The following is a 25,172-nucleotide window of genomic DNA, read 5'->3' as shown; positions in this document are numbered from 1 at the left end:
CTTCGCTCATGCCAGCCTGGCGGCGCTCTGGTGGCTCGCGATTCACCGCACCACGACCGGCGCACCCACGTCGTGAGCGCTCTTCCCGCACGTACGGGCGCGCCGTGGCTCCGCTCGGGGCCGCCGGCACTCGCCTCGCGTGGCGGATCGCCGGCGTGGCGATGCTCCTCCACTGGCTGCAAGGCCTGCGCTCCGCGACGCTGCTCGACTACCTCGGCGCGCGGCCTCTCGGCTTCACCTCGCCGGCCTGGGCGGCCTCCTCCTCGTCGCGCTCGGCCCGCGCCTCGTCCTGCTCGTCCCGCTCGCCGCCGCCTGGTCGTGGCTCTGCTGGACCGTGCCCGCGGCGCGGCCGGGCCCATGGTCAAGGTCGTCGACGAGTACGCCCTGTTCGCCCTGCTCCCGCTGCTCGCGCTCGCCAGCGCGTGCGTCACCTGGTCCGAAGGACATCTCGACGATCGCGGCCCGTCCGCCGAATCGGCCGGTCAGCGGTGGTCTTGCGAATCTGCGTCAGCGCCGCGCTCGGGTTCGCGGCCCTGCACAAGCTCAACACCGACTTCCTCGCGCCCGCCACCTCCTGCGCCGACCTGGCCGGGCGGCTCGGCCAGTTCTGGGCCGTCCCCGCCCCGCCCCTGCGCCGTGGACCCTCGTCGCCCTCGAAGCCCTGGCCGTCCCGCTGCTGTGGTTCTACCCGCGCCTCGGCCTGCCGTGGACCCTCGCCCTGGTCGCCGGCCTCGGCCACATCGGGCCCGCCGCCTTCAACACCCTGATCCTCGGCGCCGCCCTCGCCTTCGTGCCCGAGCGCGACGTCGCCGCGCTGGCCGTCGCGCTGCGGCGGCGCGGCCTATGGCTCGCGCTCGTCGGCCTGGTCCTGCTGCCGATCTCCACGCCTCTACCGCGGGCCCAACAACTGGTCGATCTTCGCCGTCTTCCAGGTCGTCCTGCTGCTCGCCGCCTGCCTGGCGGCCGTGGGCCTGCGCGACGCCGCCGGCCGCGGCTCGCGGTCTCTCGCGCCGAGGCGGTCGCGCCTGCGCCTGCCCGGCGGACCGCACCACCGCAGCTTCGCCGTCGCCACGATCGCCCTGCTGCTCGCCCTCGGCTCCTCGCCCTACCTCGGCCTGAAGTACCGCTACAGCTTCGCCATGCTCAGCAACCTGCGCGTCGACGACGCCCGCTGGAACAGCCTGATCGTGCCGCGTCAGGTCCGACTGACGCGCCACGATCCGTTCGTCCACGTGCTCCGGGTCGAGCCTGCGTTGCCGCGCGGCGACAGGCGCGAGCCGGTCCTCGCCCCCGGCGTCTACAGCCCCGACGCATTCCGCCGCCGCTTCGAGGCCGCGCGCCGGCACCAGCGCCGCTCCGCGCTCGAGCTGCGCTACCATGGCCAATTGTTGAAGAGCCCTGACATCGCCGCCGATCTCGGCATCCTCGGCTTCGTCGAATCGCTGCCGGCAGCGCCGCTGTACCAGCCGGCCCTGACGCTCCGCGCCCCGCAGCCCTGCGTCCATTGACGCGCCGCGCAGTCGGCCGGCGACTCCTCTGATTCCACCAGCCCGCCTTCGCGCCGCGCTCGCCGAGAAAATCTGCGCACAATTGCCGCGCCCTCGGCCAGCGCCCCCTCTCACAGCTCGTTTCACGCGGGCTGATGCGAGGGGCGCTCGCATCGGAGGCCACGCGACCCGAGCGCCGCTCGCTTGGAGCCGCCGTCCGGCTCAGCCGACCTCGCACGTGCTGTCATTTCACCAGCCGCCTTCGCGCCGCGCTCGCCGAGAATTCTCTGCGCCCATCGCAAAGACACGCGATTTTCGTCTGTCGCAACACCCGCCAATCACCATTTACACTGAGACATCGACTCCGCACATTCCTTCAATCCGCAGAGCCGAAGTCTTTCTCGCCACACCGATCGCCAAGACGGGCGACGTTCCCAGCCCACTGTCCCGCGGACAAAAACATATCTCGCGACTTGCCCTCACAGCCGAGGCAGCGCCGCGAGCTCGGGCGTCGTGCGCCGGCACCAGCATGATTTCAGGGAAGCGCGCCGCGATCGCCGCGACCCGCAGCAGGTTCTCGCGCACTCCCTCCGCGTCCGCATCGGCCAGCGTGCGCAGCGGCCAGGCCGCTCGGCCCGCTCGGTGATGCCCTCGAGCTGCCACACCAGATCGCCGAGAAAGGCGTAGCGGCGCTCGCCCGGCAGCGTGACGAACACGATCACCGACCCGGGCGTGTGACCGAAGGCCGGCACCACCACGATCGCGCCGTCGCCGTACAGATCGTGGCTCGCGGGGAAGCCGAGGTAGGGCCCGCCGTCGAAGCGGTATGCCTCGTAGCGGGCCTCCGCGAACCCGCGCCACCGCGGTGAGCGAGCCGCCCTCGGCGATGAACGCCCGCTCCTCCGCCGGCACGAGCACCGGCGTCCCGGGGAAGCCGGGCACGCCGCTGACGTGATCCCAGTGCGCGTGCGTGAGGAGAATGCCGCGCAGGCGCTCTGGCGCGTAGCCGGCCGCGTCGAGCTGATCGGCCGCTGGCGTCGCCGCCTCGTAGCGGGTCGTGGCCCGGAAGTAGAGCGGCATCTGTCCGAAGTGCGCGTCGATGTCGCGACCGAAGCCCGTGTCGATCAAAATATCGCCGCGCGGGTGACGGACCAGCGCCGCGCTCATCGTGAACTCGCGGCGATCGGAGAACGCCCCGCCGCGGTAGGCGAAGCCGGCGCTGCGCCGCGTCAGCCCCGTCGGCAGGTGGACCAGCGCCATCTCGGCCGGCGGCGACGCGCGGCAGCTCGCCCGCGAGCTCGGGCGGCGCCGGCAACGGGGCCGCCCGGAGAGTTGGCCAGCGACGCGAGCGGCAGGCCCACCGCCAGGACGAGGACGAACCATCGCGCGCGAGTCCGCCGATTCACCCCACCAGCATAGACGAGGACGCCGCCCCACTGCACAGGAGAACGTCCGCCCCGATTCGTCGCAGCTTGCGCGGCCTGCGGCTCGCTGCAGACGGGCCGCGCATGTCCCCCGCTGCAGCTTCGCCCGTCCTCCTCCTCGCGCCCGCCTGCGGCGACGACGACTCCGGCGCCACCGAGGCCGGCACCGACGCCACCGCCACGACCACGCCCGGCGAGTCGGCCTCCGCGAGCCAGACCTCCGGCGACGACCCGACCACCCGCGGCCCGACCACCCGCGGCGACGACGGCACCACCACCGACGACGAGCCCGGCACCGGCGCCACCACCGAGCCCGACACCGGCGCGCCATCGACGACCGGCGAGACCGGCGAGACCGGCGAGACCGGCGAGCCCCCGGACACCGCGTCGCGGGTGCCTACCTCACCCGCAACGTCGACGGCCAGACCTGGCCCGAAGACAACGCCGACGAGGCCGGCATCTGCCCCGCCGGCTGGGCCTACCTCGGCGGCACCAGCTTCGCCGCGGCGTGCCTGCTCGAGACCCCCGGCACGGTCGTCAACCTCACCCGCGACGTCGACGGCCAGACCTGGCCCGAGAACGTCGTCGACGAGGCCGACATCTGCCCCGCCGGCTGGGACTACCTCGGCGGCACCGGCTTCAACGCCGTCTGCACCACCGACCAGCGCCTCGCCCTCGCCTATCTCACCCGCAACGCCGACGGCCAGATCTGGCCCGACGACGTCCCCGACGAGGCCGACATCTGCCCGGCCGGCTGGGACTACCTCGGCGGCTCCAGCTTCGCCGCCGTCTGCAGCACCGCGGAGGCGCGCTCGATCGTCAACCTCAGCCGCAACGCCGCCGGACAGATCTGGCCCGACGACGTCCCCGACGAGGCCGACATCTGCCCGGCCGGCTGGGACTACCTCGGCGGCACCGGCTTCAACGCCGTGTGCGCCGGCGCCGACGACCTCGCCCTCGCCTATTTGACCCGCGACGCCGCCGGCCAGATCTGGCCCGACGACGTCCCCGACGAAGCCGACATCTGCCCCGCCGGCTGGGACTACCTCGGCGGCTCGTCCTTCGCCGCCGCCTGCTCGCAGACCGGCCCCGCCGCGGTCGTCAACCTCACCCGCAACGCCGACGGCCAGATCTGGCCCGACGACGTCGCCGACGAGGCCGACATCTGCCCCGCCGGCTGGGACTACCTCGGCCGCACCAGCTTCAACGCCGTCTGCCGCGAGCCGTGAGCGTCGCCCGCGGCGCGCATCCTCGAATGGACCGTGTCTCTTCAGACATGGTCCGACGTCCATATAAAAAGACATGTCTTTCAAGACATGTCATCGACTTCGTCCACGCAGCGGCGTGAGCGTCGCTCCTCGACGCCGCCCTCGCCCCGGCGCGCGGGCGCAGCGTCGCCGCCACCGGGCGGCCGAGCTGCGATGCAACACCTCGCCGAGGATCGTGGCCAGCGCAGGCGCAGGGTCGCCGCCGCGCCTCGACGGCGTGGGCGGGCGCCCGCCCACGCCCGCCCACGCGTTCGCATCGACGCGCCGATCCTCGCCATCCTCTTTCTATCACCGTCGACGACGCTCTCGTCAGCGCGACCGAGATCCGTCTCCCTGTCGATCCGCGCCGCCGCCGGCGATGACCGCGGGACAGCCGTCATTGCGACGAGCCCCAGCCAGCCAGCCGATAGCCGTCCCACGTCGGCACTCGCGGTCCGTCTGTGTCGCACGCGGCGGCGAGCCGCCGCGAATGCGCCGGATCGGCTCCGCTCGTGAGCGGGCGATCGACCCGCGAGCACGCGTGGGCGCGGCGTTGCGCCGGCAATCGTGGCTCAGCCTGAACAATGGCTCGTCCCTCGGCATGCCGACATTCGTTCACGACATGTCTCCGAGACACCCGAATGTTCGCTCCGGCCGCCCGGCCGCGCTCGTTCGCGCCGCGCTCGCCGGCGCCACAATGGCGCGACCGCGGCCGCCCCGACGCGGCGAACGCCCGAGCGCATGCCTTTGCCCCCTCGCGGCGCGCCGTCTCCCCGCCCCGGCGCGTCCCCTCCTGCAGGTATTCGGCGCCCGCACGGCGCCGATCGAGGGTCGCGGCGCCGTGCCATCGGGCCGCCGTGAATCGTCGACTTTCATCGACAATGATTCGCCGGCCTCACGGCTCGCCGGCGCAACCACCATAAGCCGTCCGCGGCGCTGTCGATCGCAGCACGAGTTCGAGCGGACAATCGGCGCTGCACACGAATGAGCGCACCCTCGTCTTCGCGCCCTCCTCTTTAAGAATACGGCGCACCGTCGACACGCGCGTTTAACCGCCACAGTTAGTCCTTGCTTGTAATCGACGGTGCCGCCACCATGCGAATCGCCGCGGGCGGACGTGTTCGACCCGCGCGCATTGGGGTGTCTCGACATGACGGACGATTTGGCTCACTCGGATGACAACGAATGGGAGCAGCTCACGCGTGGGCGGCCCTTCATCGCCAACCTCGGCTACCAACCGAACTACGTTCAAAAGGTGCCTGACGGCCCGCCGATGCTCATGGGCCGCTTCGCGGTATTCGCCGCTGCCCGAGGACCAGGCGCGGCATCAAATCGTCGAGGTCGGCCACGACCTCGCCTATCTACAGCAGAGTACGAGGTCACCGACGACCTGGTGCTGCACATCCAGCTCGCGGCCGGCTGATCGGAGGTCCACACCATGTCCTCACAACTCGACGAATTGCTCGCCACCATCAGCGGAGGTATCGGAGACACCCTCAGGGCCGTGGAGGACCACGCGCTCACGCGATACCTCGACTTCTTCGAGGCCGGTCCGACCGTCGACGGCGAGACCCCGCTCGTGCCGAAGACGGTCTCGCTCCCGGTCCCGGCCGCGGACGGCAGCTATCAGCTGCGGAAGATCCCGATCGTCGCCCTCGTGAACCACAACTCCCTGCAGATCGACGAGCTCAAGCTCAAGTTCCGGCTCGAGCTCGACGAGGCCGCCTCGCAGGACGGCCCGGTCAAGATCCTGGCCCGCCTGGCGCCGATGCGCTCGTACGCCGCGCCGGCGAGCCGAGCGGGAAGGACGGGGAGAGCGCGCCGCACACCGGCCGATTCGTTCGCCGAGGTCGAGGTCCACTTCAAGCGCGGCGAGGCGAGCGAGGGCATCGCCCGGCTGGCCGCGCACTACCACAAGCTCCTCGATCGCACCGCTCGCCATCGTCGCAAACGTCGCTGTCCTTCGACAGAAAGTGAGAATCGAAGTGGCTGATTCATCGTTAACCCAACAGTTCGCCGGACTGCCCATGGGGCTGCTGATCTGCAGCCCCATCATCGAGGTCGCCAGGGCCAGGCCGAGCTGTGCCGCGTCTACCTCGAGTACGTGTTCAAGCTCGCCTACGACGGTGACCCCAAGGCCGGGAAGGTGAACATGGTCACCTTCCAGCTCAATCGTCCGGTGACCTCCGGCACGGGCCAGATCTCCCAGCAGGCGATCACGGTCAACGCGCCGCTCATGGCCCTCGTGCCGATCCCTGCGTTACCATGCAGGAGGCGACCGTGTCGTTCACGATGGAGGTCAAGGTCGACCGTCGACACCTCCTCCACCACCGCGTCGGCGGGCTCGTCGTTCGGCGGCACGTTCTGGGGCTTCACCGCCTCGATCAGCGGCAGCGTGACGACCTCGAGCAGCAACACGCGCAGCACCGACCACTCGGCCAAGTACGACATCTCGGCGCGAGCCACCCAGCAGCCCCCCGCCGAGGGCATGTCGCGCCTGAACCAGATCTTCGCCTCGGTCATCGAGCCCATCCCGACCGGCGGCAAGTAAAGCCCCGCCCCGGACTCGCCCCGGCGGCTCCCGCCGGGGCGCCCGGCCCTTCGCACCGCGCGCCAATTCGGAGACACCGTCATGCCCAAGAAGCTGGATCTCAACGGCCTCATGCTACTCGACGAAGAGCAAGAGCGTCGGCCGTGAGCGACGCGCAGATGCGGTGCAACGAGGTCGAGAGAGAAGCCCAGCTACAGTTGACAGTGGTCAGGCAAAGTCTGGGGCAGGTTCCAGATAATATCGGCTCGCTCGTGGCTGACCTTCGAGCCACCTCTGTCCGCCTCCGGAACGAGTTGACATCGGCCGCCTCCTCGCAGGACGGCGAGGCGACGCGCCTGAGGGACGTCCTTGAACAAGTCAACGTCCTGATCGGTTCTTTCAACAAGTTCAGCGGTAACCTCCCAAGGACTCTGCACGAAATAATAACCCGCCTCGCCGAGGCAAGGGCCGGACGCTTCTGGCGAACGGCCCAGTGGTACGGCGACAATCTCGAGCGACAAGAAATTCTGTCCCTGCGAGTGGCGAACCTGCTGCGCCGCCCCGAACAGTCTCTCGCTCAGGCAGTTGGGGGAGGTTTACGGGAAGTCGACGAGTGCGTGCGTCGCTCGGAAATCTTCCGCCTGAAAGACCGCTGCGCGAAAATGGTCTTTCTCCCGCGAGTCGATGAATTGTCCGGCTGGCACTCGCCCGCAACTGGAAGGTCGACCAGGCGCTGCAAGAGGTCCAGAAACTGCGGTTGAACCCAAATCCCCGCGAGTGGCAGGTGGCCTTCAACATTCGCAATGGTTGGACTTTGTGGGGGTAAGACACAACTCGGCGACATCGGCAGGGCCCACGTGACGATATCGCCAAATTCGATCAAGCGCCCCGCCAAGGTGGTATCCGCCTACACCAACGGCCAAGACTTGCGCGACGACCTGTTCACCCTCCCCAATTATGATGGAGGTTCATGCCACACTGGAAATAGTAGTTACAACCACCGGCGTCGGCGGGGACGGTCATCCTCACATCTACTTCAGCGGAAAAGACCTGTACTGGGGCAAGCTCGGCGACTACTACTGGAAGCCAGGAATGTCAGATACTGAGGTGAACAAACGTGTTACCGCTGCCCGGCGGGCGGTCCAAAAATTGATGGATGAATACAAAGGCCACCTCACGGCTCTCTGCGACGGAATCCTGAAGCACATCCGTCAAGGCCAGGACGTCTGTGGAAACAGCTACGCGCCATGATCACCGAGGCCTTCACCGACGTCGAGCGCCACTGGCACGCCGGCCGGATCGAGCAAGCCGCCGCCCTGTGCCAGCAGATCCTCGCCGCTGCCCCGGGCACGCCGGCGCGTGGTTGACTCTCGTGCGAATCGCTCGCGAGATCGGCCAGGCCGACACCGCCACGCAGCTGCTGCAGCGCGCCGCCGCGGCTTGTCCCGAGGACGCCGCGATCGTCAACGACCTCGGCGTCGCCCTGCGCGAGCGCGGCGATCCCGAGGGCGCGCTCGCCTGCTACGAGCGCGCCCTCTCGCTCCAGCCCGATCATGTCGAGGCGATCGGCAACCTCGCCATCAGCCTGGCCGAGCAGGCCGCTGGAGCGCGCGGCCGAGGTCTGCCGGCGCGCGGTGCAGCGGCACCCCGACTTCGTCGCCGGTCACTACAACCTCGGCAACATCCTCCGCCAGCTCGACCGGACCGCGGCCGCAGTCGAATGTTACGAGTGGGTGATCGCGCTCGACGGCGGCCACGCCGAGGCGCGCACCAACCTCGGCGTCGAGCTGCAGAAGCTCGGCCGGCTCGACGAGGCCGCCGAGCAGTGCGCGCGGGCCATCGACCTGCGGCCCGGGCTCGCCCTCGCCCACTACAACCTCGGCAACATCCGCAAGCAGCAGGGCCGGCTCGACGCCGCGGTCGCCTGCTATCGCCGCGCCGTCGAGCTCGACCCGGGCCACGCCCAGGCCCACAACAACCTCGGCGTCGCCCTCGCGGAGCTCGGCGACCAGGACGGCTGCGTGCAGCACTGTCAGCAGGCCCTCGCCCTGGAGCCCGGGTACGCCAGATGCTGGTACAACCTCGGCAACGCGCGCCGCGCCCAGGGGCAGCTCGAGCGCGCGGTCGAGTGCTACCGCCGCGCCGTCGCCCTCGACCCCCATTATCGTGAGACCCACAACAACCTCGGCGTCGTCTTCAGCGAGCTGGGCGAGCCTCACGAGGCGCTCGCCTGCTACCGCAAGGCCCTCCTCCTCCAGCCGGACGACGCCGAGCTGCACATGAACGTCGCCTTCATGCAGCTCCTGCTCGGCCGCTTCGAGGACGGCTGGAACGAATACGAGTGGCGCTGGAGATCGCAGAAATTCGCCCCGCGGCGCTACCCCGTCCCTGTGGGACGGCGCGCCCGCGCCCGACAAGACCCTGCTGCTGCATTCGGAGCAGGGCCTGGGCGACACCCTGCACTTCATCCGCTACGCCGCCTGGGCCCGGACGCGGGTCGGTCGCGTGGTCGTGACCTGTCAGAAGCCGCTGTCGTCCTTGCTCGCGGCGACCGCCGGGATCGATCATTTCGTCGACAAGGGCGAGCCGCTGCCGCCCGTCGATCTGCACGCCCCGCTGATGAGCCTCCCGCGATTGCACGGTACGACCGACCGGCACCTGCCCGCGCAGACCCCCTATTTGTTCACCGAACCCGAGCGAGTCGCGCGATTCGCCCGCGAGCTCGGCGGGCGCCCGGGCCTGCGCGTGGGCATCGTCTGGCAGGGCAATCCGCGTCACGTCGGCGATCGCCTGCGATCGATCCCCTCGCGCGATTCGCCGCCCTCGCCGCCATCCCCGGCGTCGAGCTCGTCAGCCTGCAATGGGGAGCGGGCGCCGAACAGCTCGCCCGCGCCGATTTCCCGATCACCGATCTCGGCGATCGCATCGAAGACTTCCGCGACCTCGCCGCCGCCATGCTCGCCCTCGACCTCGTCGTCTGCTGCGACACCGCGCCCGCGCACCTCGCCGGCGGTCTGGGCGCTCCGGTGTGGGTCGCCCTGTCGGTCGCGCCCGACTGGCGGTGGCTGCGAGGCCGCGCCGATACTCCGTGGTATCCGACGATGCGGCTCTATCGCCAGAGCGCGACCCGGACGTGGGAGCCCGTGTTCGCCGAGATGGCCGCCGACCTGCGCGCGCTCGCGGCGGCCGGCGCATCACCATGAGAACGACGGGTCGCGGAGCGCGCTGGCGCGAACGCGCAGATCGTCGACGGCGTGAACGCCGTGGACGTGCAGCCCCAGATCGATCGGCAGCCGCTGCTCGGCGAGAGCGCGTGCGCCCGCGCGACCACCTCCTCGCGGGTGAGCGCGCCCGGCTCGGCACTGGCGATGATGATCTTGTTGCCGAGGCCGACGACGTCGAGCACGTGCACGCGCTCGAACACCTCGCGGTACGTCGCGAGCGTCGCGTCGTAGTGGCGATTCGCCGCCGCGCTCCACACATTCGCGACCACCACCCCGACGGGGCCAGCGCCGCGCGCACGCTCGCCAGGGATTCGCAGGTCGAAGGTGCCGGGCACACCGCCGAGGCCGTGCCCGTCGAGGATCACCGCGTCCTGGGGGCGAATCCCGGCGGCCAGGAGCTTGCGCCCGTCGCCCTCGTGAATGCGCAATCGCTCGTCGGCCTCGACCGCGAAGAAGCGGCGGGCGACGTCGATGACCAGCGGATCGATCTCCACCACCTCGACAGTCGCCGCGGGCAGGTACGCGCGCACGAATCGCGGGATCACCCCCGCGCCCAGCCCGATCATCCACACGTCCCGGAGCGGACGCGCCAGCGCCAGGCCGGCCAGCATCACCGGCACGCACGGCGACTCGAGGTGCGCCGGCTCCGCCAGCTTGGCCACCCCGTGGCGCACGCGCTGCCGACCGAACCATGGCGTGCGCAGGCCGTCGTCGCCTTCGGTCACCGTCAGGCGATCGAACATCGACGGCGACTCGAACAACAGGCGCTCTTTGCCGCTCAAGGCTTCGCCTCCGGACCGGCCCCGGGGAGGTGCGGTAGCGCGGATCGTTGTACATCTTGAATTGACGGTAGACCTTGAGGGTCCGCCGGCCGGCGAGGACCTCGACGGCCAGCTGATCGAGCTCGGCGACGAGGTCGTCGCGCTGGGTCGTGAGGATCTGCAGACGGCGGGCGCAGGCGGCCCGGTGCTCCTCGCCGGCGTCTTCGCGCTCGACCTGCCGGGCCATGTAGAACCGCTTGAGCTCGACGATCGAGATCTTGTCGACGAGGCTGCCGAGGTCTCCGCCATGGCTCACCCCGCTCCCCGGACAGTCGGATGAACTCGGCGTCGACGGCCTCGATCAGGTCGTTGCGCCGCTGGTTGAGCGCGTCGATGCGCCGCTTCGCGGCCGCGACCGCCGCGTCGTCGGGGCTGCGCGCCAGGTCCTCCTCGTGCCACAGGCTGACGTTCGCCTGCGCGAGCTCGCTGACGAGCTGACCCAGAGTCCGATGGACCGCGTCTTTCATCGCCCCATGATAATGCAATACAGGTCCCTCCCGCAAGTCGCGAATGCGGTGACATGCGTGCATCCGCGAATGCGAGCGCGCATGGTCGCCAGTGAATCGAGTCGACGCATTTTTGCGCCCGCGGCGGCCCGCAGACCGGGAGCGGAGCTGCTCGCCCGCGGCGGGCGACGTCGCACCATTCGCGGCGCTTGTCCGCCTCGTCCTCGTCCCTTAGCATGGACGATCGATAGGATAGCCATGCCCAAGTCACAACCCCGACCTTCCCGTGAAGAGCGACGCGTGCAGCAGCAAGTCACGAAGGCCCGAGATCGGGTCGACAAGCGCTATCGAACCCGCTCCGGCAAGGCCCTCGAGGAGCGATTGACGAAGATCGAGACCGGGCACCCCGGCACCCTGCGGCGGCTCGCGGAGGACACCCGCAAGAACACGCCGCCGACCGCCGTCGCCGGCCAGAACATCTACTCCGGCAAGTGGCGCGGCTTCGAGGCCAACTTCCAGCGCGATTGGTGGCGCAAGCAGAAGCAGCCGTGGACCTGCTATTTGTGCGGACGGCCGATCGTCGCCGGCGCCCGCGACCGGGACGCCCCGTCCATCGAACACAAGGAGCCGTGGGCCCGGGCCAAGCTCGGGATCGCCACCAGGACGGTCTGCTGCAACGGCTCCCACTGGGAGGTCGCCCTGACCGACGACGTGCGCGCGGTGCTGCAGGACGAGAACAACCTGCTGCCGGCCCACAAGGGCTGCAACAGCGCCAAGAACGGCCCCAAGGACACCGACAGCATCGCCCCGCGCCGCCTCGGCGATTGCCCGGGCCCCGGGCTCTGCAAGGCGCAAGGCGACCTAGCCCGCAGCGACCCGCCTCCCGGCGCGGCCCTCTTATTCCCCGAAGGACATGTCTCTAAAAACATGCCCTTTAGGGCATTGCACCTCGCCGACGCGCGCCCGGCCGACCCCGCGGTGATGCAGTGCTTCAGCGCCTCGCGCAGCGTCGCGTGGACCACGATGTCGCGGAGGTCCATGCCCTGCGTCACGAGCGTCTGGGCGATCCCGGGTTGATGCCGGTGATGATGCCCTCGGCGCCGAGCAGGCGGATCGCGCGGATCATCCGCAGCAAGTGGCCCGCGGCCCAGTCCGCTCGGCGCCGGCCCGACCGTGGTAAAAATCGCCGGCCCCGCGAGGCGCGGTCGACGAAGGGCGGCGAGGATGACGGCGACGAAGAAGAGAACCGCGGCGGCGAAGCCCGCCAGGACAGCGAAGGTCGGCAAGGCGAAGAGCAAGACCTCCACTGCCGCGCCGCCGACCCCGGCGAAGAAGACCAAGCCCGCGACGGCCAAGACCGCCGCGAAGAAGCAGGCGAGCGCCGAGCAGAAGCCCGCCCCCGCCGAGACCCCCGCGAAGAAGCAGGCCAAGCGCCGAGCAAGAAGCCCGCCCCCGCCGAGGCCCCCGCGAAGAAGCAGGCCAAAGCGCCGAGCAAGAAGCCCGCCCCCGCCGAGACCCCCGCGAAGAAGCAGGCCAAAGCGCCGAGCAAAGCCCGCCCCGCCGAGGCCCCCGCGAAGAAGCAGGCGACGCCGAGGACGGCCGCCGCGAAGCAGACGACCAAGAAGTCCGCGCCGGCCAAGCACTCTGCGAAGCAGAGCGACGAGCAAGAAGCCTGCGGACCTTGCAGCCCCCGCGAAGAAGCCCGCCGCGATCGCCAGAAAGACCACCCCGCCCGCCGAATGGCTCGTCGGCTCGCTCGCCCCGCTGCGCGAGCTCGCCGAGGCCGTCGCCGATCTGGGCGTCCGCGCCGTCGACGACGACGCGTCCAAGGAGGCCGGCCAGGCGCTGCGCGAGCGCTACGCCGACAACTGGACGCTCGGCGTCCTGTGGTCGCCCGCGCTGTGGGACGCCTGTCAAGCGCGCGCGCAGCCGCTGCGACTGTGGGCGACCGGACCGGCGCAGCGCGGCGCTCGCGACCGCGAGTTCATCCCGTCGTTCTACCTCGATCCCGCGGAGCCGGGTCGGCTCTGGTACACCCCCGACCCCGCGCTGCCCGCCGCGCTGTTCGTGCCGCTGCCCGCCACGCGAGCGGCGATCGAGCAGGCGCTGACGGAGTTCGGCCCGCACACTCCGCCGCTCGACCTCGCCGAGGCGAAGACCGTGCGCGCGTTCATGGGCGAGGCCGGCTTCCTGCGCGTGCCCAGCCCCTACTCCGGCGAGCTCGAGCCCGCCGGTCCGCACGAGCTCGACCGCCACTTCAACTTCAGCCCCGTCGTCACTCCGCACGCCTGGGGCAGCGCCTTCGTCGACGACCCGCTGCACGACGCCGGCAAGTTGTCGGCCCTCCAGGAGGTCGTGGCTTTGCGGGAGATCCGCGAGCAGCTCGCCGACTCCCTCCCGCGCTTCACCCGTCGCGCCTGGTTCTCGCGGGCCTTCGTCGCCATCGAGATGCACACCGAAGGCCGCTACGTCTGGGAGGTCACCTACCGCCCGAGCCGCTTCGCGTCCGAGGTCATCGCCGAGCTCAACAAGATCGTCGACGCGCCGTTCCCCGCGGACCTGCCCCTCGACGTCGCCGCCGCGCTGCACGGCTTCCTGTTCCTCGACGCCGCCTGGTTCGAGGCCACGATCGCCGGCGAGACCGACCTCCGCCAGCGCGGCGCGCTGGTCAGCGCAGCCCTCGCCGTCGTCTCCGACGACATCGTCGAGGCGGCCCGGATCGCCCGCGCCGCCCTCGCCCGCGACGAGGCCGATCAGGTCGCGGTGGCCAACGCCGCGCTGCAGTACAACTGGCAGTTCTTGCTCGAGGAGCTGGGCAGCCGGACCGCCAGCGCCGAGCTGCGGGCCCAGATCACCGCGGTGCTGGCCCAGGGCATCCCGCCGCCGCAGGTGGACGAGCACGGCGAGCCCGCCGACCTCTACGACAGCATCCGCGACACCGAGGAGCAGGACGATGCCTGACCTGCGCATGATGCCCGACCCCACGCTCCCGCGCGCCGAGCTCGAAGCCCGCCTGCGCGCTCTCGGCTACGCCCGCGCCGGCCTCGAGCCGCGCACGCACCTCGGCTACCGCCTCCAGGACTGGCGCCACCCGGCCGGCGCGAGCGTGACCCTGTGCGAGGCCCACGTCCTCGGCGAGCGCTACGCGATCGTCCACGCCGAGGCGCTCGAAGAGCTCACGCAGGCGCTGGGGACCGTGCCGTACGCGGACCTGCTGCAGGCAGCCGCGGCCGCGCCGAGCCCCGCGAGGCCCTGCCGTGGCTGCGCCGGCTGTGCCTGCTCGAGTACGACGTCCTGTCGCCCGAGCTGCGCGAGCACCTGACGCGCGCCTTGACCGATCCCGACCTGTTCGTCCGCAGCGCGGCGACGTTCGCCGCCTTGAGCCTCACGCAGGAGCACGCCGTGTGGGCCCTCGAGGTCGTGGCCAAGGCGGAGACCGAGCCGTCGCTGCGCAAGATGTACGCGCGCACCGCCAAGAAAAGAGCGCGCCAGGCAGACGGAGGCGAGCACGCCGGCCGGCGCGAGCAAGAAATCGTCGGCGAAGAAGCGCGCGAAGAAATCATAGGACTCTGGCGCTCCTCCCGCGTCGCGCATCGCTCCACCTGCGCGACGCGGAGCTCGCACAGCGGCGCGCACGAGGCGCTGCCGCGTCCGAGCTCGGCCAGCAACTCGGGGCCTCATGCGGCACGCTCGCGCCCATGAATGACACCGACAGCCGAAAGACGCTCCTCGACGGCGAGAGGAGCGCTCCCATCCAGGACCCCGCGAAAGCCCCCGTGGCCGTGCTGAAAGGCATGTACGCGGCCGAATCGCGCTATCTGGCCGCTGGCGGGCCCGGCAAGGCCGACTTCGCCACGCTCGCGCCGTTCTTCGCCCCCGACGTCGTCCTGTTTCAGGCCGAGGGGCTGCCCTACGGCGGCATCTGGCGCGGCCACGCGGGCCTGGAGCGGTTCTTCCTCGTCATGAGCGGGACGTGGAGGTGTTCGACCTGGTCAGCCAGGAGTTCCTGGCGACGGAGAACCCGGTGGTGGTGAGGACCCACGTCCGTGCGCGTGCGCGTGCCACCGGCCGCGAGCTCGACTTCCCGATCTTGCAGACCATCACCGTCGAGGAGGGACGGATCGCCGAGGTCCACCCGTTCTACTGGGACACCGCTGCGATCGCCCGCGCCTGCGCGCCCGCGGGATCTGCTGCCTAGCATCGGCAGCGTCGAGCAGCGCCGCAGGGCCGTCCGCCCGCCACGTTCGCCCTCCAGCGATCACGACCCAGCGATGGCCGAGCTCGCTGCCGGCGCCCTGGAACTCGTCGCAACTCCCGCAGTCGTCGACTCGTGCTAGATCGTCCGCGCATGACCTCTCCCAAGCCGGTCGTCGTCGGCGTGATCTCCGACACCCACGGCCTCGTCCGGCCCGAGGCCCTCGCCGCGCTGGCCGGGGCCGACCACATCGTCCATGCCGGCGATGTCGGCGGGCAGGCGGTGTTCGACGCGCTCGCCGCGATCGCGCCGCTCACCCTCGTGCGCGGCAACAACGATCTCGACCGCTGGGGCCGGAGCTTGCCGGAGACCGCCGACGTGCGCCTCGGCGGCGCCCGGCTCCACGTGCTCCACGACCTCGCCGACCTCGCCGTCGACCCGCGAGACGCCGGCATCGACGTGGTGATCTCGGGCCATTCGCACAAGCCCGAACAATCGTACGACCACGCCGTCCTCTACCTCAACCCCGGCTCGGCCGGCCCGCGTCGATTCAAGCTGCCGATCTGCCTCGCGCGCCTGCACCTCGGCGCCGGCGCGCCCACCGTCGAATTCGTCGACCTCGTGCCTGCCGCCGGCTGACCTCGCGGCCCGCGATTGCCCCGAGAGACATCTACTCTCAATCATGAGAGCTCCCGTCGAATCCTCGCCCGCCGGCGCGGCCAGGGCGACGAGTCGTCCGCGTGTCCGCCAGCCTCGCACCCACGCGTGCTCACCTGCTGGCGCGATTTCGCCCCCGCCGCCCGGTCTCCGTGCCGGGGCGCTGCGGAATCGGCTCGTCGCCTGCAGCGGCTCCGTCCTCGCCTACAGCCCCGCCGCGAAAAAATTCGTCATGGTCGTGTAGGGTTCTGTTGGCGCGCGACACTCGGGCTCCGCGATGACCGATCTGCTGGCCATAGACCCCTACACCTTGCTCGCCCAGGCGCTCGTGTACCTGGTCTACGGGATGGGTCTGCTCACCGTGCTGGTGATGCCGACGATGCGCCTGTGGGCGCTGGCCCTGACGGCGGCGCGGTGGCTGATGCGAGCGCTGCCGCAGCTGCTCCTGGCCCGCCCGGCCTTCGGCCCCTCGCCGTCGCGCCCGCTCCGGCTCACCGGGCTGTCCCGGCCGCTGGTGAAGGTGATTCAGCAGACGCGGACGCTCACCTCCGAGCTGCGCCGCGCCAGCATCCAGGCCGCCGACTGGCCGGCCGACGCCGCCGAACCGACCCGCAACGGCTGGCGCGAGCTGTTGCTCGGGGTCTCCGAGGGACGCGCCCCGCTCACCGCCATCCGCGACCAGGTGTTCGTGTGGATCGGCCTGGTCGAGGCGCTGCCGGCCGGCGACCGCGAGCGCCTGGCGGGCCTCGGGGTCGACGTCGAGGCCGTGCGCCGCACCCTCACCGAAGAGGGCGCGCCGGCCGAGGTCGTGCGCACCCTCGCCGGGCAGCTGTGGGGCATCGACGAGCGGCTCGCCTCGGCCGGCGACTTCGGCTACCGGGCCAGCGGCGCCGCGCCGGCGACCCATCCGACGCCGCTGGCGGCCGGCACCGGCACCGAGGAGGGCGACGAGCGAGCCCGCCGCGGGCGCTGGCCGGCACCGTGGCCGAGCACGGCCCCGGCCTGTCGCAGATGGCGGCCAGCTACAGCCGCAGCGCGGCCGACCGCGCCGATCTCGAGCAGGACATCGCCCTCGCGCTGTGGCGAGCGCTGCCGATGTTCCGCGGCGAGTCGTCGCTCAAGACCTTCGCCTACCGGGTGGCCCGCTACTGTTGCTTCCGCCACGTCCGCCGGCGCAAGGACATGGGCGCGGCGGTCGACCCGGCGAGCGTGGCCGACCCTGCCGCGTGTATCGAGTCGGCGATGGTGCGCGCGGACCAGCGGGCGCGCATCGAGCAAGCGCTGACGGACCTGCCCGACAACCTCGAGTCGGTGATGGCGCTGCACCTCTCCGGGCACTCGTACGCCCAGATCGCCGAGACCCTCGGGATCACCGAGCGCAACGTCTCGGTCCGGCTGTCCCGCGCCCGCGCCCGCCTGCGCCGCCAGCTCGTCGCCGCCTGAAGCCGAAGCCCCGGAGCGTGACGCGGCGCGGTCGCGGCCGACATGTCCTCGAAGACATGCCTGCAATCGCGGCCTCCGCGCGATCGCACCCATGTCCTCGAAGACACGCCATCCATCACCGCCGCAGGCCTGACGAATCGCACGCCCCGGGGACATCGTCCCTCATCGCCGCGACGGCTCACATGTCCCCAAGGACATGCAAGCAATCGAGGCGGACGCGGCCGTAGCGGCCGCGTCCACCTCGTTTCGCCCGGCCGCTCCCTGCCGCCGGTCGGAGGCACCGGCGCGCCGCTCCTCGGGCGCCGGCGCTCACGGGCTCACGCCTCGCGCGTGCGCGAGCCGGTGGTCGTCGTGCTCTGCGTGCGGCCGGTCTGGCCCTGCTCGCCCTGCGTGCGGCCGGTCTGGCCCTGCTCGCCCTGGCCGGTCATCTGCTGGCCATGGCTGACGCGGATCTGGTTCTGGACCTCGCGGACGCCCGAGATGTCCTCGCTGAGATCCTCGACCAGGCGCTTGGTCTCGCGGTCGTCGACGGTGCCGCTCAGGGTCACGACGCCCTGATGCACCTTCACCTCGATCTCGCTGGCGTCGACCGACAGGTTGCGCGTCAGGGCCTCGCAGATCTCCTCGGTGATGCGATCGTCGGACCGGCGGTAGCCCTTCGGCCCGCGCCCGGCGAAGCGCCCGCGCTCCTGCGACGACATCCTGCCGCCCATGCCGCTCATGCCGCGGCCTTCCTCGCCGAAGCTGCGCCGGCGCGGCATCTCCTCCTGGAAGCCGCCCTCGCGGTAGCCCTCGCCGCCGAACCCGCCCTCGTAGCGCTGGCCCATCCGCGAGCCGCCGTACTGGCCCTGCCCGTACTGGCCCTGCCCGTATTGGCCCTGCTGGCCGTATTGCCCCTGCCCGTACTGGCCCTGCCCGTACTGGCCCTGCTGGCCGTATTGCCCTGGCCGCCGTAGCTGCCCTGCTGGCCGTACTGGCCGCCGTAGCTGCCCTGCTGACCGTACAGGCCGCCGTAGCCGCCCATGCCCTGCTGGCCGCCGTAGCCGCCCATGCCCTGCTGGCCGCCGTAGCCGCCCATGCCCTGCTGGCCGCCGTAGCCGCCCTGCGGGCCGTACTGCCCGCCGTAGCCGCCCATACCCTGCCCGCCGTACTGGCCCTGCCCGCCGTACTGGCCCATCCCGTACTGGCCCTGGCCGTGCCCGCCGTGCTGGCCCATCCCGTACTGCCCGCCGTAGCCCTGCTGGCCGTACTGGCCTTGCCCGCCGTACTGCTGCCCGTACTGTCCATGCTCGCGGTATTGGCCCTGACCGCCGAGAGTGAACCCTGGCCTTCATAGCGGCCGTAGCCGCCCTGATGCATGGATTCTCCGCCGCGCTGCTCCTCGAACTCCGCGCCCTCGTCATCGTAGCGACGGCGGGTGAGGCGCTCGTCGCGGCCCGACATCCCGCGCATCTCTTCGCCGCGCTCGCGGCCCTCGTGCTCGTGGGACTGCCGGGTCCGGCGGCCGTAGTTCTGCTCCTCTTGCATGTGACGACGATCATCCTGTCGCATGGAAACCTCTCCTTCTCGATTCGGTTGGACGTGGAATGGGCGACCACGCGGGTCGCCTCGGCGCGCAGAGCATGGGAGCAGCGCGCTCCCGAGCTACCCGAACCGCATATAAAGCGGCCCTACGTGGATTCGCGGCGCCTGCCGCATCGATTGTGCGCAGCAACCGCCGCTGGGGATCCCCCTTGTCACGACGCCTCGCAGCGCCTCTTCGTCGCCGCGAATTCGACATCCCTCGGCAATACGACAAGAGCGAGCTGGACCGAGGCTCGCGCGCTCGGCGGCCCCGCCGCCGAAATCACCGCAGCCAGGGATTCTACCGGCCGATTCCCACACCGCCACGCCCGAGTGTCCCGCCAGACGACAGGTGCGTCCCTGCGCCCCCGAGCCGGCAACGACGATTCATCGCAGCGACTCGAGCGTATTTTAATATGGATACCCCGTCGTGTTCACGGTACCCGCGCGAGCAGCCACGGACGTCCTTCGCCGAACAATGGGAACAGCCGAGATCGTGCTGCCCATACCGGAATCGGGCGACCTCGCGGAAGCTCGACGCTCGACCACGCGTGCGCCCCGCGAGAGCGTTTCGCGGCTCTCCCGGATGCCGACGAGCGGCCGACCATGTCGTTTCGTCCGGAATTCTTCCGGAGACGGCCGGCCGGCGGTGCTCGAGCTGACGGGCGCCAAACGTCTCGCTCGATTTTAAAGGAAGTGCGAACTTCTTTTCTTCGTGGGCGGCGCTCGCCCGAGAGCCCGGCCGGCGCGACCGCGGCCGCTCGCGCCGATGACCGTCCGCGCGCGCACGCTCGGTGTTCCCGTTCGAGTCGGCCGTGCAGGCCGTCGTGTCCGCTGCGAGCGGTGTCGCCCGGCCACGAGCGAGCGCCCCGGCGGCGGCCCGGCGGAGTAAGATCGCCGATCGCATGCGCACCCTCGTCGCCTCCCTCGGATCGTTCTTCGTCGTCCTCCTCGCCGGTTGCGGCGACGACCTGACCAGCACTGTCGGCACGGCGTCGGACACCGCCTCGACGAGCACCGGCGAGACGAGCAGCAGCACCGGCACGACGGCCTCGCTCCCGACGACGACCGACACCGGCGGCACCGACTCGATGACCGGCACCACCGGCACCACCGGCACCGTCGAGCCGACCTCGACCTCGACGACCACCAGTGACGTCTCGACCTCGACCTCGAGCTCGACCTCGACCACCGGCTCGACCACTGAAACCATGACCACCGGCGAGGTCATGACCACCGGCGAGGCGTGCGTCGACGGCGTCGTCTGCGAGGGCAACATCGCCATCGGCTGCGAGGGCGAGGTCCCGTCGATGGAGGAATGCGGGCACCTGTGCGTCGACGGCGTCGGCTGCGTCGATTGCGTCGCGCCGGGGCCCGAGGTGTGCGACGGCCTCGACAACGACTGCGACGGTGTCGCCGACGGCCCCGGCGTGTGCGGCCCGGGCAGCTGCAGCGCGGGCGCCGGCGTGTGCGTCAAGCTGACGATCCCGGACGAGCCGCCGCTCGTGTCCGGCTGCCGCCAGCAATTCCCGCCGGCCCAGAGCCTGCCGTGCCCGATCGCCGAGCCCGGCCCGGTGTTCCACGTCAGCGCCCAGACCGGCGACGACGCCAACGACGGCACCACCCCCGAGACCGCGTGGCGAACCCTGTGCCACGCCGTCGGCGCCGCCCCGGCCGGCAGCACCCTGCGCGTCGCCGAGGGCCAGTACGCCTCGGCCGAGGTCTACGTCGGCAAGGAGCTGACGATCAAGGGCGGCTTCGACGGCACCTTCTCCGCCTGGGACCCGGACCTCCACCCCGACCTTCTACGGTCGGCTCAACCTCGACCACAACGGCGCGGTGTTCGGCGGCTTTCGCATGATCGCAAGCCCGCTGCACGCCGACGCGTGGAGCTACCCGCACCACTTCGTCGGCGCCGGCACGCTGGTGCGCAACTACGTCGAGATCGTCGCCACCTCCGGCGGCGACATGAACACCCTCAACCTCTACGGCATCGTCGCCAGCGCCTGCTCCGGCGGCGTCTCGGTGCTGCGCTGCAACGACATCTACGTGCGCTCGGACGCGCCGCAGACCTTCGTCGTCAGCGCGGTCGAGTACGGCAACCACGCCCTGCACGCCGGCCAGGGGGTGCTCGACGGCAACCGGATCTGCCAGGACGGCGGCGGCTTCGCCACCGACGCGATCGGCGGCTACGGCTCGTGCTTCCCCGCCCCGGTGTCGCTGCTGATGCGCAACAACGTGATCGAGACGGCCGGCTCCGGCGGCAGCGCGATCGACTTCTACAGCTGCGGCAGCGACGACATGTCGTTCACCCTGACCAACAACACCGTGATCGGCGCCAGCGAGGCGATTCGCGGCTCCGGCGACGCCGCGGTGATGATGCGCTGGAAGCTGACCAACAACATCTTCTTCAGCGCGGGCGGCGGGCAGACTGCGGTGAATGCGGGCGACGTCGGCGTCGAGATCACCACCAGCGAGGGCAACCTGATCTTCGGCTTCGCCGACAACGCGATCCACCCTGCCCCGCTGCTGAGCGCCGGCGACGACGTCAGCGGCGCGGCCACGCCGGCCTCGGTGTTCGTCGACGCGATGAACGGCGACCTCCACCCCAAGGCGGGCGGTCAGGCCGTCGACACCGGCCTCAACGTGTTCGGTCTGCCCGCCTACGGCGTCGTCACGACCGACATCGCCCAGCAACTGCGGCCGCCGCAGGGCCCGTGGGACCGCGGCGCGCTGGGCTCTGACGGGCGCGACGGCACACGCCTGATTTTCGCGCTCTCGATGACACCGCGCTCACGCCTCGGGCGCCGCCTGAATCGGCGCTTCCAGAGACGAATACCACCAGCGCCCTTTGCTACGAGTCCGGCGACATCCCGTCGCCAGGCGCCGAGCGCCACGCCACGATGCGCGCCGCGGCGATCAGCGTCCGGCGACATCCCGTCGCCAGGCGCTGATCGCCACGGTGCGCGCCGCCAATCGGCTGGGAGCCGCCGCTGGGCCTCGTCGACCTCAGCGGCGATGTCGACGACCGACAGCGCCGCGCTGACACCGATCGTCCCGTGAGCTTTATTATGCCCGCTGCGCGAGCCCATCCGCCGCGCTCCGCCGGTCGGTCGACGATCCGTGGTCCACTGCGACCGCACCTGCGAAACACCGGAGGCATTACCTTGAATCGCCATACCATCCCCTTCGCCGCGGCCCTCGCCCTCCTGCTCTCGACCTCCCCGGCGTCGGCCTACGAGCTCGTGCCCGACGCCCTCGATCCGCAGGCCTGCAACGGCCAGGGCTGCTGGACCAATCACCTCCGCGTCACCGACCTCGACGGCGACGGCGACCTCGACATCCTGCTCGCCAATTACGCCGACTTCTTCGCCGGCGCCGACAAGCCGCAGCCGCTGGTCGTCTACCTCAACAACGGCATGGCCGACTTCAGCAACGAGTCGGCCGCGGCCGTCGGCGACTACGTCGGCAACGTCCGCCAGGTCGCCGTCGGCGACGTCGACGGCGACGGCGACCCCGACCTCTACGCCCCCGACGGCGCCGGCGGGCCGCACGTCCTCTTCATCAACGACGGCATGGGCGTGTTCACCGACGAGGCCGCGACGCGCCTGCCCGCCGGCTCGTTCCCGCAGGGCGCCGCGGCGCGCATGGGCGACGTCGACGGCGACGGCGACCTCGACATCCTCGCCGGCGACGGCTACTCGCAGGGCGGCGGCGCGGCCCAGTTCGCCCGGCTTTACCGCAACGACGGCGCCGGCGTCTTCGAGGAGGTCCGGGCGCGCTCCCGGATCAGCTCGCGGGCGCGGACATCGACGACTTCGACCTCCTCGACGTCGACCGCGACTTCGACCTCGACCTGCTCGTCAATCCCCACGCCAACGGCGGCGGCAACCTGTGGAAAAACGACGGCAGCGGCCAGTTCACCGCCGCCGACTTCCCGCCGGCCGCCAACGGCGGCTTTCACTACAACCCGGGCGTCTGCGACGTCGACGGCGACGGCGACCTCGACGTGTGGATCGACAACATCGGCGGCGGCTACAACGAGCAGCTTCTCATCAACGACGGCGCCGGCGGCTTCACCGACGAGACCATGGCGCGCGTGACCGGCAACGGCGGCGGTGACGACGACAACGGGGTGGTCTGCGCCGACATCGACGACGACGGCGACTTCGACGCGGTCGTCGTCTCGCTGAGCAGCCCCGAGCGCTACCTCGTCAACGACGGCGACGGCAACTTCTCCGCCATGGCCGGGGTGTTCCCTGGGCCGACCGATTGCAGCCTGTGGGCCGAATTCGGCGACCTCGACGACGACGGCCGCCTCGACCTCGTCACCGGCCAGGGCGAGTGCGGCAGCTCCGACGAGGTCTACCTCGCCGGCGACGCCGACCCGGTCGACGCCCAGCCGCCGAAGCTGATCGCGGTCGAGGAGGTGTCCCTCCCGGTCAGATTCGACGACGCGCCGGTGATCCGCTTCGCGGTCAGCGACCGCACGGTCACCGACGAGGGCCCGCGGCTCGCTCGCGCCTACGCCGAGATCGACCCCGACGGCGCCCCCACCACCGTCGACGCCGTCTTCATGGGCGGCGATCTGTTCCGCGTCGTCCTCCCGCCCGCGAGGGGCGTCATCGTCTTCCGCGTATGTGCAGAGGACACGAATGGCAACACCGCGTGCGCCGCCGATCAATCGTACGAGGCCGGCGCGCGCCCGAACTGACCTCCGACGGCGACACCTCCGACGGCGACACCTCCGACGGCGACACCACGGCGACGACCGGCAATGACGGCACCACCGGGACGCCCGGGACCACCGGCGAGGCGCCGACCACCGGCGGGACGCCGACCACCGGCGCCACCTCCGACGCCGGCACGACGGACGCGAGCAGCGGCGGCGACGAATCGTCGGACGGCGCCACCGGCTCCGGCATGACCGACAGCAGCGGCTGCGGCTGCGCCAGCGACGGCGACCGCGGCTCCGGCTGGCTCGCGGTGCTCGGCGCCGTGGTCCTGCTCCGCCGCCGCCGCCGCTGAGGTCCGCGCCACGGGCCGTCGCGCGCGAGCGCTGCGATGCGCTCGCGCGACCCCAAGCCGCGCGCGCGGCTCACTGCAGCGTCGCGTAGTCGAAGCCCGACTCGGTGACGAGGTGCACCCCGGGCGTGGCGTCGACGAGCGGCGTCTGACAGCTGGCGTCGATCGCCATCTCGCCGCCGTACAGCGGCCCCGGCGCCATGAAGGAGGCGTAGGCCATCGTGTCGAGGCGGCCGGAGATCCACAGGGTCGCGCCGACCGTGGTCTTGACGACCACCAGCAGGCTCTCGGCCTCATCCTCGCCCTTGTTCCACGCGTCGCTCCACTTCGGCGTCGCCGAGCTCGCGCCGACCTGCACGGTACAGGTCGCGCGGCCGTCGTACAGCCCCGAGCCGTCCCACTCGACCGCCAGCGCCGCGCGGAAGGTCAGGGTCACCGGCGTGTTCTTCGGCAAGCTGTCCGAGGCGACGACGAAGCGGTCCTGGAAGCGATTGGTGGTGTTGGCCGAGACCGCGCCCGGGAAGTTGGTCGCGTCGACCCGCTGGGCCTCGGCGGTGACGTGGCTGGCCAGCGAGCCGAGGTCGGTCCACGCGAACGCGCCGGCGTCGGAGTAGAGGATCTGCGTGTAATAGTGGGCCCAGGTGACGCCGGCCGGGTCGTGCTGCGCGTCGACGGAGGTCTGGCCCATCAGCGGCCCGAGATAAGAGGCGCCGGCGCCCGGCGTCCCGCCGGTGACCGCGTGCGCCGTGACCGAATAGTTCGGGCCCTGCGCGCGCGCCGGAGCAGCCACGGCGAGCAGCGACAGACAGGCCGCCGCAAAAGTCGTCAAGATATGCATGCCCGGGTAGCGCCGCGGAGCGCCTGCGAGGATCAACGCCGTCGACCCCGCGTGAACGCGACCGCCCGTGAACCGGGTCGGCCCGCGGCCTACACGGGTATCCCCGCAGCGAGCGCCGGCGGAAAACTTGTCGACAGCAGCTCGTGCAGCCGCGCCTGCACCGCTCGCCACGGCGCCGCCAGGTCCACCGTGGCCACGCGGATCGTCAGTCACCCGCGTGGTGTCACATTCTCGGAGGTCAAGCGGCGCTCCGTCCGCGATACGCACCTGCT

At 71.1% G+C, this 25,172-nt stretch carries 25 protein-coding genes and 6 pseudogenes; 23 read left to right on the top strand and 8 right to left on the bottom strand.

The window, feature by feature from the left end:
* Positions 1 to 488 precede the first annotated feature (488 nt).
* The gene (locus tag OV079_RS52125) at positions 489 to 767 is read left to right on the top strand and encodes a hypothetical protein (protein ID WP_267778124.1); all 279 of its coding nucleotides are present in this window, start codon (positions 489 to 491) and stop codon (positions 765 to 767) included.
* Between the two features lie 198 nt (positions 768 to 965).
* A complete protein-coding gene (locus OV079_RS52120) occupies positions 966 to 1,508 on the top strand; it encodes a hypothetical protein (RefSeq protein ID WP_267778123.1) in 543 nt (180 codons plus the stop codon).
* A gap of 324 nt (positions 1,509 to 1,832) precedes the next feature.
* Here the strand turns inward: OV079_RS52120 and OV079_RS52115 are convergent, their stop codons facing one another.
* Together OV079_RS52115 and OV079_RS52110 are read right to left on the bottom strand one after the other, a co-directional pair.
* A complete protein-coding gene (locus tag OV079_RS52115; protein WP_267778122.1) occupies positions 1,833 to 2,747 on the bottom strand; it encodes an MBL fold metallo-hydrolase in 915 nt (304 codons plus the stop codon).
* Positions 2,748 to 2,889: 142 nt separating this feature from the next.
* Entirely contained in the window at positions 2,890 to 3,294 is a 405-nt protein-coding gene (locus OV079_RS52110) for a hypothetical protein (RefSeq protein WP_267778121.1), read from the bottom strand.
* A gap of 546 nt (positions 3,295 to 3,840) precedes the next feature.
* Between OV079_RS52110 and OV079_RS52105 the strand changes: the two genes are divergently transcribed.
* The 8 genes and pseudogenes from OV079_RS52105 (at position 3,841) to OV079_RS52075 (ending at position 9,891) form a co-directional block, all read left to right on the top strand.
* The gene (locus tag OV079_RS52105) at positions 3,841 to 4,140 is read left to right on the top strand and encodes a hypothetical protein (protein ID WP_267778120.1); all 300 of its coding nucleotides are present in this window, start codon (positions 3,841 to 3,843) and stop codon (positions 4,138 to 4,140) included.
* A 1,180-nt stretch (positions 4,141 to 5,320) separates the two neighbouring features.
* Positions 5,321 to 5,581, top strand: a complete 261-nt coding sequence (locus OV079_RS52100; protein ID WP_267778119.1) for a hypothetical protein — start codon at positions 5,321 to 5,323, stop codon at positions 5,579 to 5,581.
* Between the two features lie 15 nt (positions 5,582 to 5,596).
* Positions 5,597 to 6,151 carry a DUF2589 domain-containing protein gene (locus OV079_RS52095; RefSeq protein ID WP_267778117.1) on the top strand — a complete coding sequence of 185 codons (555 nt, stop codon included), beginning with the start codon at positions 5,597 to 5,599 and terminating at the stop codon, positions 6,149 to 6,151.
* Positions 6,152 to 6,262: 111 nt separating this feature from the next.
* Entirely contained in the window at positions 6,263 to 6,709 is a 447-nt protein-coding gene (locus tag OV079_RS52090) for a DUF2589 domain-containing protein (protein ID WP_420829478.1), read from the top strand.
* A 143-nt stretch (positions 6,710 to 6,852) separates the two neighbouring features.
* A complete protein-coding gene (locus OV079_RS52085; RefSeq protein WP_267778115.1) occupies positions 6,853 to 7,449 on the top strand; it encodes a hypothetical protein in 597 nt (198 codons plus the stop codon).
* A gap of 196 nt (positions 7,450 to 7,645) precedes the next feature.
* On the top strand, positions 7,646 to 7,939 hold the full coding sequence (locus OV079_RS52080) for a hypothetical protein (RefSeq protein ID WP_267778111.1): 294 nt from the start codon (positions 7,646 to 7,648) through the stop codon (positions 7,937 to 7,939).
* Positions 7,940 to 8,006: 67 nt separating this feature from the next.
* A pseudogene (locus tag OV079_RS60270) lies at positions 8,007 to 8,255 on the top strand (tetratricopeptide repeat protein); the annotation flags it as partial.
* On the top strand, positions 8,242 to 9,891 hold the full coding sequence (locus OV079_RS52075; protein WP_267778108.1) for a tetratricopeptide repeat protein: 1,650 nt from the start codon (positions 8,242 to 8,244) through the stop codon (positions 9,889 to 9,891). The pseudogene OV079_RS60270 and the gene OV079_RS52075, both read left to right, overlap by 14 nt.
* On the opposite strand, the gene OV079_RS52070 is transcribed toward OV079_RS52075, so the two are convergent.
* From OV079_RS52070 to OV079_RS60260, 3 genes and pseudogenes are all read right to left on the bottom strand, one after another.
* Positions 9,798 to 10,694: a spermine/spermidine synthase domain-containing protein gene (locus OV079_RS52070; protein WP_267778107.1), complete on the bottom strand. Its 897-nt coding sequence runs from the start codon at positions 10,692 to 10,694 to the stop codon at positions 9,798 to 9,800. The genes OV079_RS52075 and OV079_RS52070 overlap by 94 nt on opposite strands.
* 130 nt (positions 10,695 to 10,824) lie before the next feature.
* Positions 10,825 to 10,920: pseudogene (locus OV079_RS60265) on the bottom strand (DUF4254 domain-containing protein); the annotation flags it as partial.
* Between the two features lie 145 nt (positions 10,921 to 11,065).
* Positions 11,066 to 11,200: pseudogene (locus OV079_RS60260) on the bottom strand (DUF4254 domain-containing protein); the annotation flags it as partial.
* A gap of 279 nt (positions 11,201 to 11,479) precedes the next feature.
* Between OV079_RS60260 and OV079_RS52060 the strand changes: the two are divergent.
* From OV079_RS52060 to OV079_RS52025, 7 genes and pseudogenes are all read left to right on the top strand, one after another.
* Positions 11,480 to 12,256, top strand: coding sequence for a hypothetical protein (locus OV079_RS52060; protein ID WP_267778104.1), 777 nt, complete (start codon positions 11,480 to 11,482; stop codon positions 12,254 to 12,256).
* Positions 12,257 to 12,403: 147 nt separating this feature from the next.
* On the top strand, positions 12,404 to 14,140 hold the full coding sequence (locus OV079_RS52055; RefSeq protein ID WP_267778103.1) for a hypothetical protein: 1,737 nt from the start codon (positions 12,404 to 12,406) through the stop codon (positions 14,138 to 14,140).
* Positions 14,133 to 14,501, top strand: a complete 369-nt coding sequence (locus tag OV079_RS52050; protein ID WP_267778101.1) for a hypothetical protein — start codon at positions 14,133 to 14,135, stop codon at positions 14,499 to 14,501. The genes OV079_RS52055 and OV079_RS52050 overlap by 8 nt, the downstream gene beginning before the upstream one ends.
* 80 nt (positions 14,502 to 14,581) lie before the next feature.
* Positions 14,582 to 14,881 carry a hypothetical protein gene (locus OV079_RS52045; RefSeq protein ID WP_267778100.1) on the top strand — a complete coding sequence of 100 codons (300 nt, stop codon included), beginning with the start codon at positions 14,582 to 14,584 and terminating at the stop codon, positions 14,879 to 14,881.
* Positions 14,882 to 14,973: 92 nt separating this feature from the next.
* Positions 14,974 to 15,377: pseudogene (locus OV079_RS60255) on the top strand (nuclear transport factor 2 family protein).
* Between the two features lie 150 nt (positions 15,378 to 15,527).
* Positions 15,528 to 16,013, top strand: a complete 486-nt coding sequence (locus OV079_RS52030; protein ID WP_267778096.1) for a metallophosphoesterase family protein — start codon at positions 15,528 to 15,530, stop codon at positions 16,011 to 16,013.
* Positions 16,014 to 17,042: 1,029 nt separating this feature from the next.
* Entirely contained in the window at positions 17,043 to 17,474 is a 432-nt protein-coding gene (locus OV079_RS52025; RefSeq protein WP_267778845.1) for a sigma-70 family RNA polymerase sigma factor, read from the top strand.
* A 317-nt stretch (positions 17,475 to 17,791) separates the two neighbouring features.
* On the opposite strand, the gene OV079_RS52020 is transcribed toward OV079_RS52025, so the two are convergent.
* Entirely contained in the window at positions 17,792 to 18,301 is a 510-nt protein-coding gene (locus OV079_RS52020; RefSeq protein WP_267778095.1) for a BON domain-containing protein, read from the bottom strand.
* A 368-nt stretch (positions 18,302 to 18,669) separates the two neighbouring features.
* Between OV079_RS52020 and OV079_RS52015 the strand changes: the two genes are divergently transcribed.
* Positions 18,670 to 18,810, top strand: a complete 141-nt coding sequence (locus OV079_RS52015; RefSeq protein WP_267778094.1) for a hypothetical protein — start codon at positions 18,670 to 18,672, stop codon at positions 18,808 to 18,810.
* 528 nt (positions 18,811 to 19,338) lie between these two features.
* Here the strand turns inward: OV079_RS52015 and OV079_RS52010 are convergent.
* Positions 19,339 to 20,187: a hypothetical protein gene (locus tag OV079_RS52010; RefSeq protein WP_267778092.1), complete on the bottom strand. Its 849-nt coding sequence runs from the start codon at positions 20,185 to 20,187 to the stop codon at positions 19,339 to 19,341.
* Between the two features lie 689 nt (positions 20,188 to 20,876).
* Here OV079_RS52010 and OV079_RS52005 point away from each other — a divergent pair.
* From OV079_RS52005 to OV079_RS56940, 5 genes and pseudogenes are all read left to right on the top strand, one after another.
* Entirely contained in the window at positions 20,877 to 22,100 is a 1,224-nt protein-coding gene (locus OV079_RS52005) for a hypothetical protein (protein ID WP_267778091.1), read from the top strand.
* Between the two features lie 8 nt (positions 22,101 to 22,108).
* Positions 22,109 to 22,711: pseudogene (locus OV079_RS60250) on the top strand (FG-GAP-like repeat-containing protein); the annotation flags it as partial.
* Between the two features lie 134 nt (positions 22,712 to 22,845).
* Positions 22,846 to 22,992, top strand: a pseudogene (locus tag OV079_RS60245) (hypothetical protein); the annotation flags it as partial.
* A gap of 54 nt (positions 22,993 to 23,046) precedes the next feature.
* Positions 23,047 to 23,751, top strand: a complete 705-nt coding sequence (locus OV079_RS51995) for an FG-GAP-like repeat-containing protein (RefSeq protein WP_267778088.1) — start codon at positions 23,047 to 23,049, stop codon at positions 23,749 to 23,751.
* Positions 23,706 to 24,065 carry an MYXO-CTERM sorting domain-containing protein gene (locus OV079_RS56940; RefSeq protein WP_267778087.1) on the top strand — a complete coding sequence of 120 codons (360 nt, stop codon included), beginning with the start codon at positions 23,706 to 23,708 and terminating at the stop codon, positions 24,063 to 24,065. Before OV079_RS51995 ends, OV079_RS56940 begins: the two co-directional genes overlap by 46 nt.
* 70 nt (positions 24,066 to 24,135) lie before the next feature.
* Here OV079_RS56940 and OV079_RS51985 read toward each other — a convergent pair whose 3' ends face one another.
* Positions 24,136 to 24,900: a hypothetical protein gene (locus tag OV079_RS51985; protein WP_267778085.1), complete on the bottom strand. Its 765-nt coding sequence runs from the start codon at positions 24,898 to 24,900 to the stop codon at positions 24,136 to 24,138.
* Between the last annotated feature and the right edge of the window lie 272 nt (positions 24,901 to 25,172).

The organism is Nannocystis pusilla (genome assembly GCF_026626665.1).
Lineage (GTDB): Bacteria > Myxococcota_A > Polyangia > Nannocystales > Nannocystaceae > Nannocystis > Nannocystis pusilla.
This window is presented reverse-complemented; position numbering and strand designations above follow the sequence as displayed.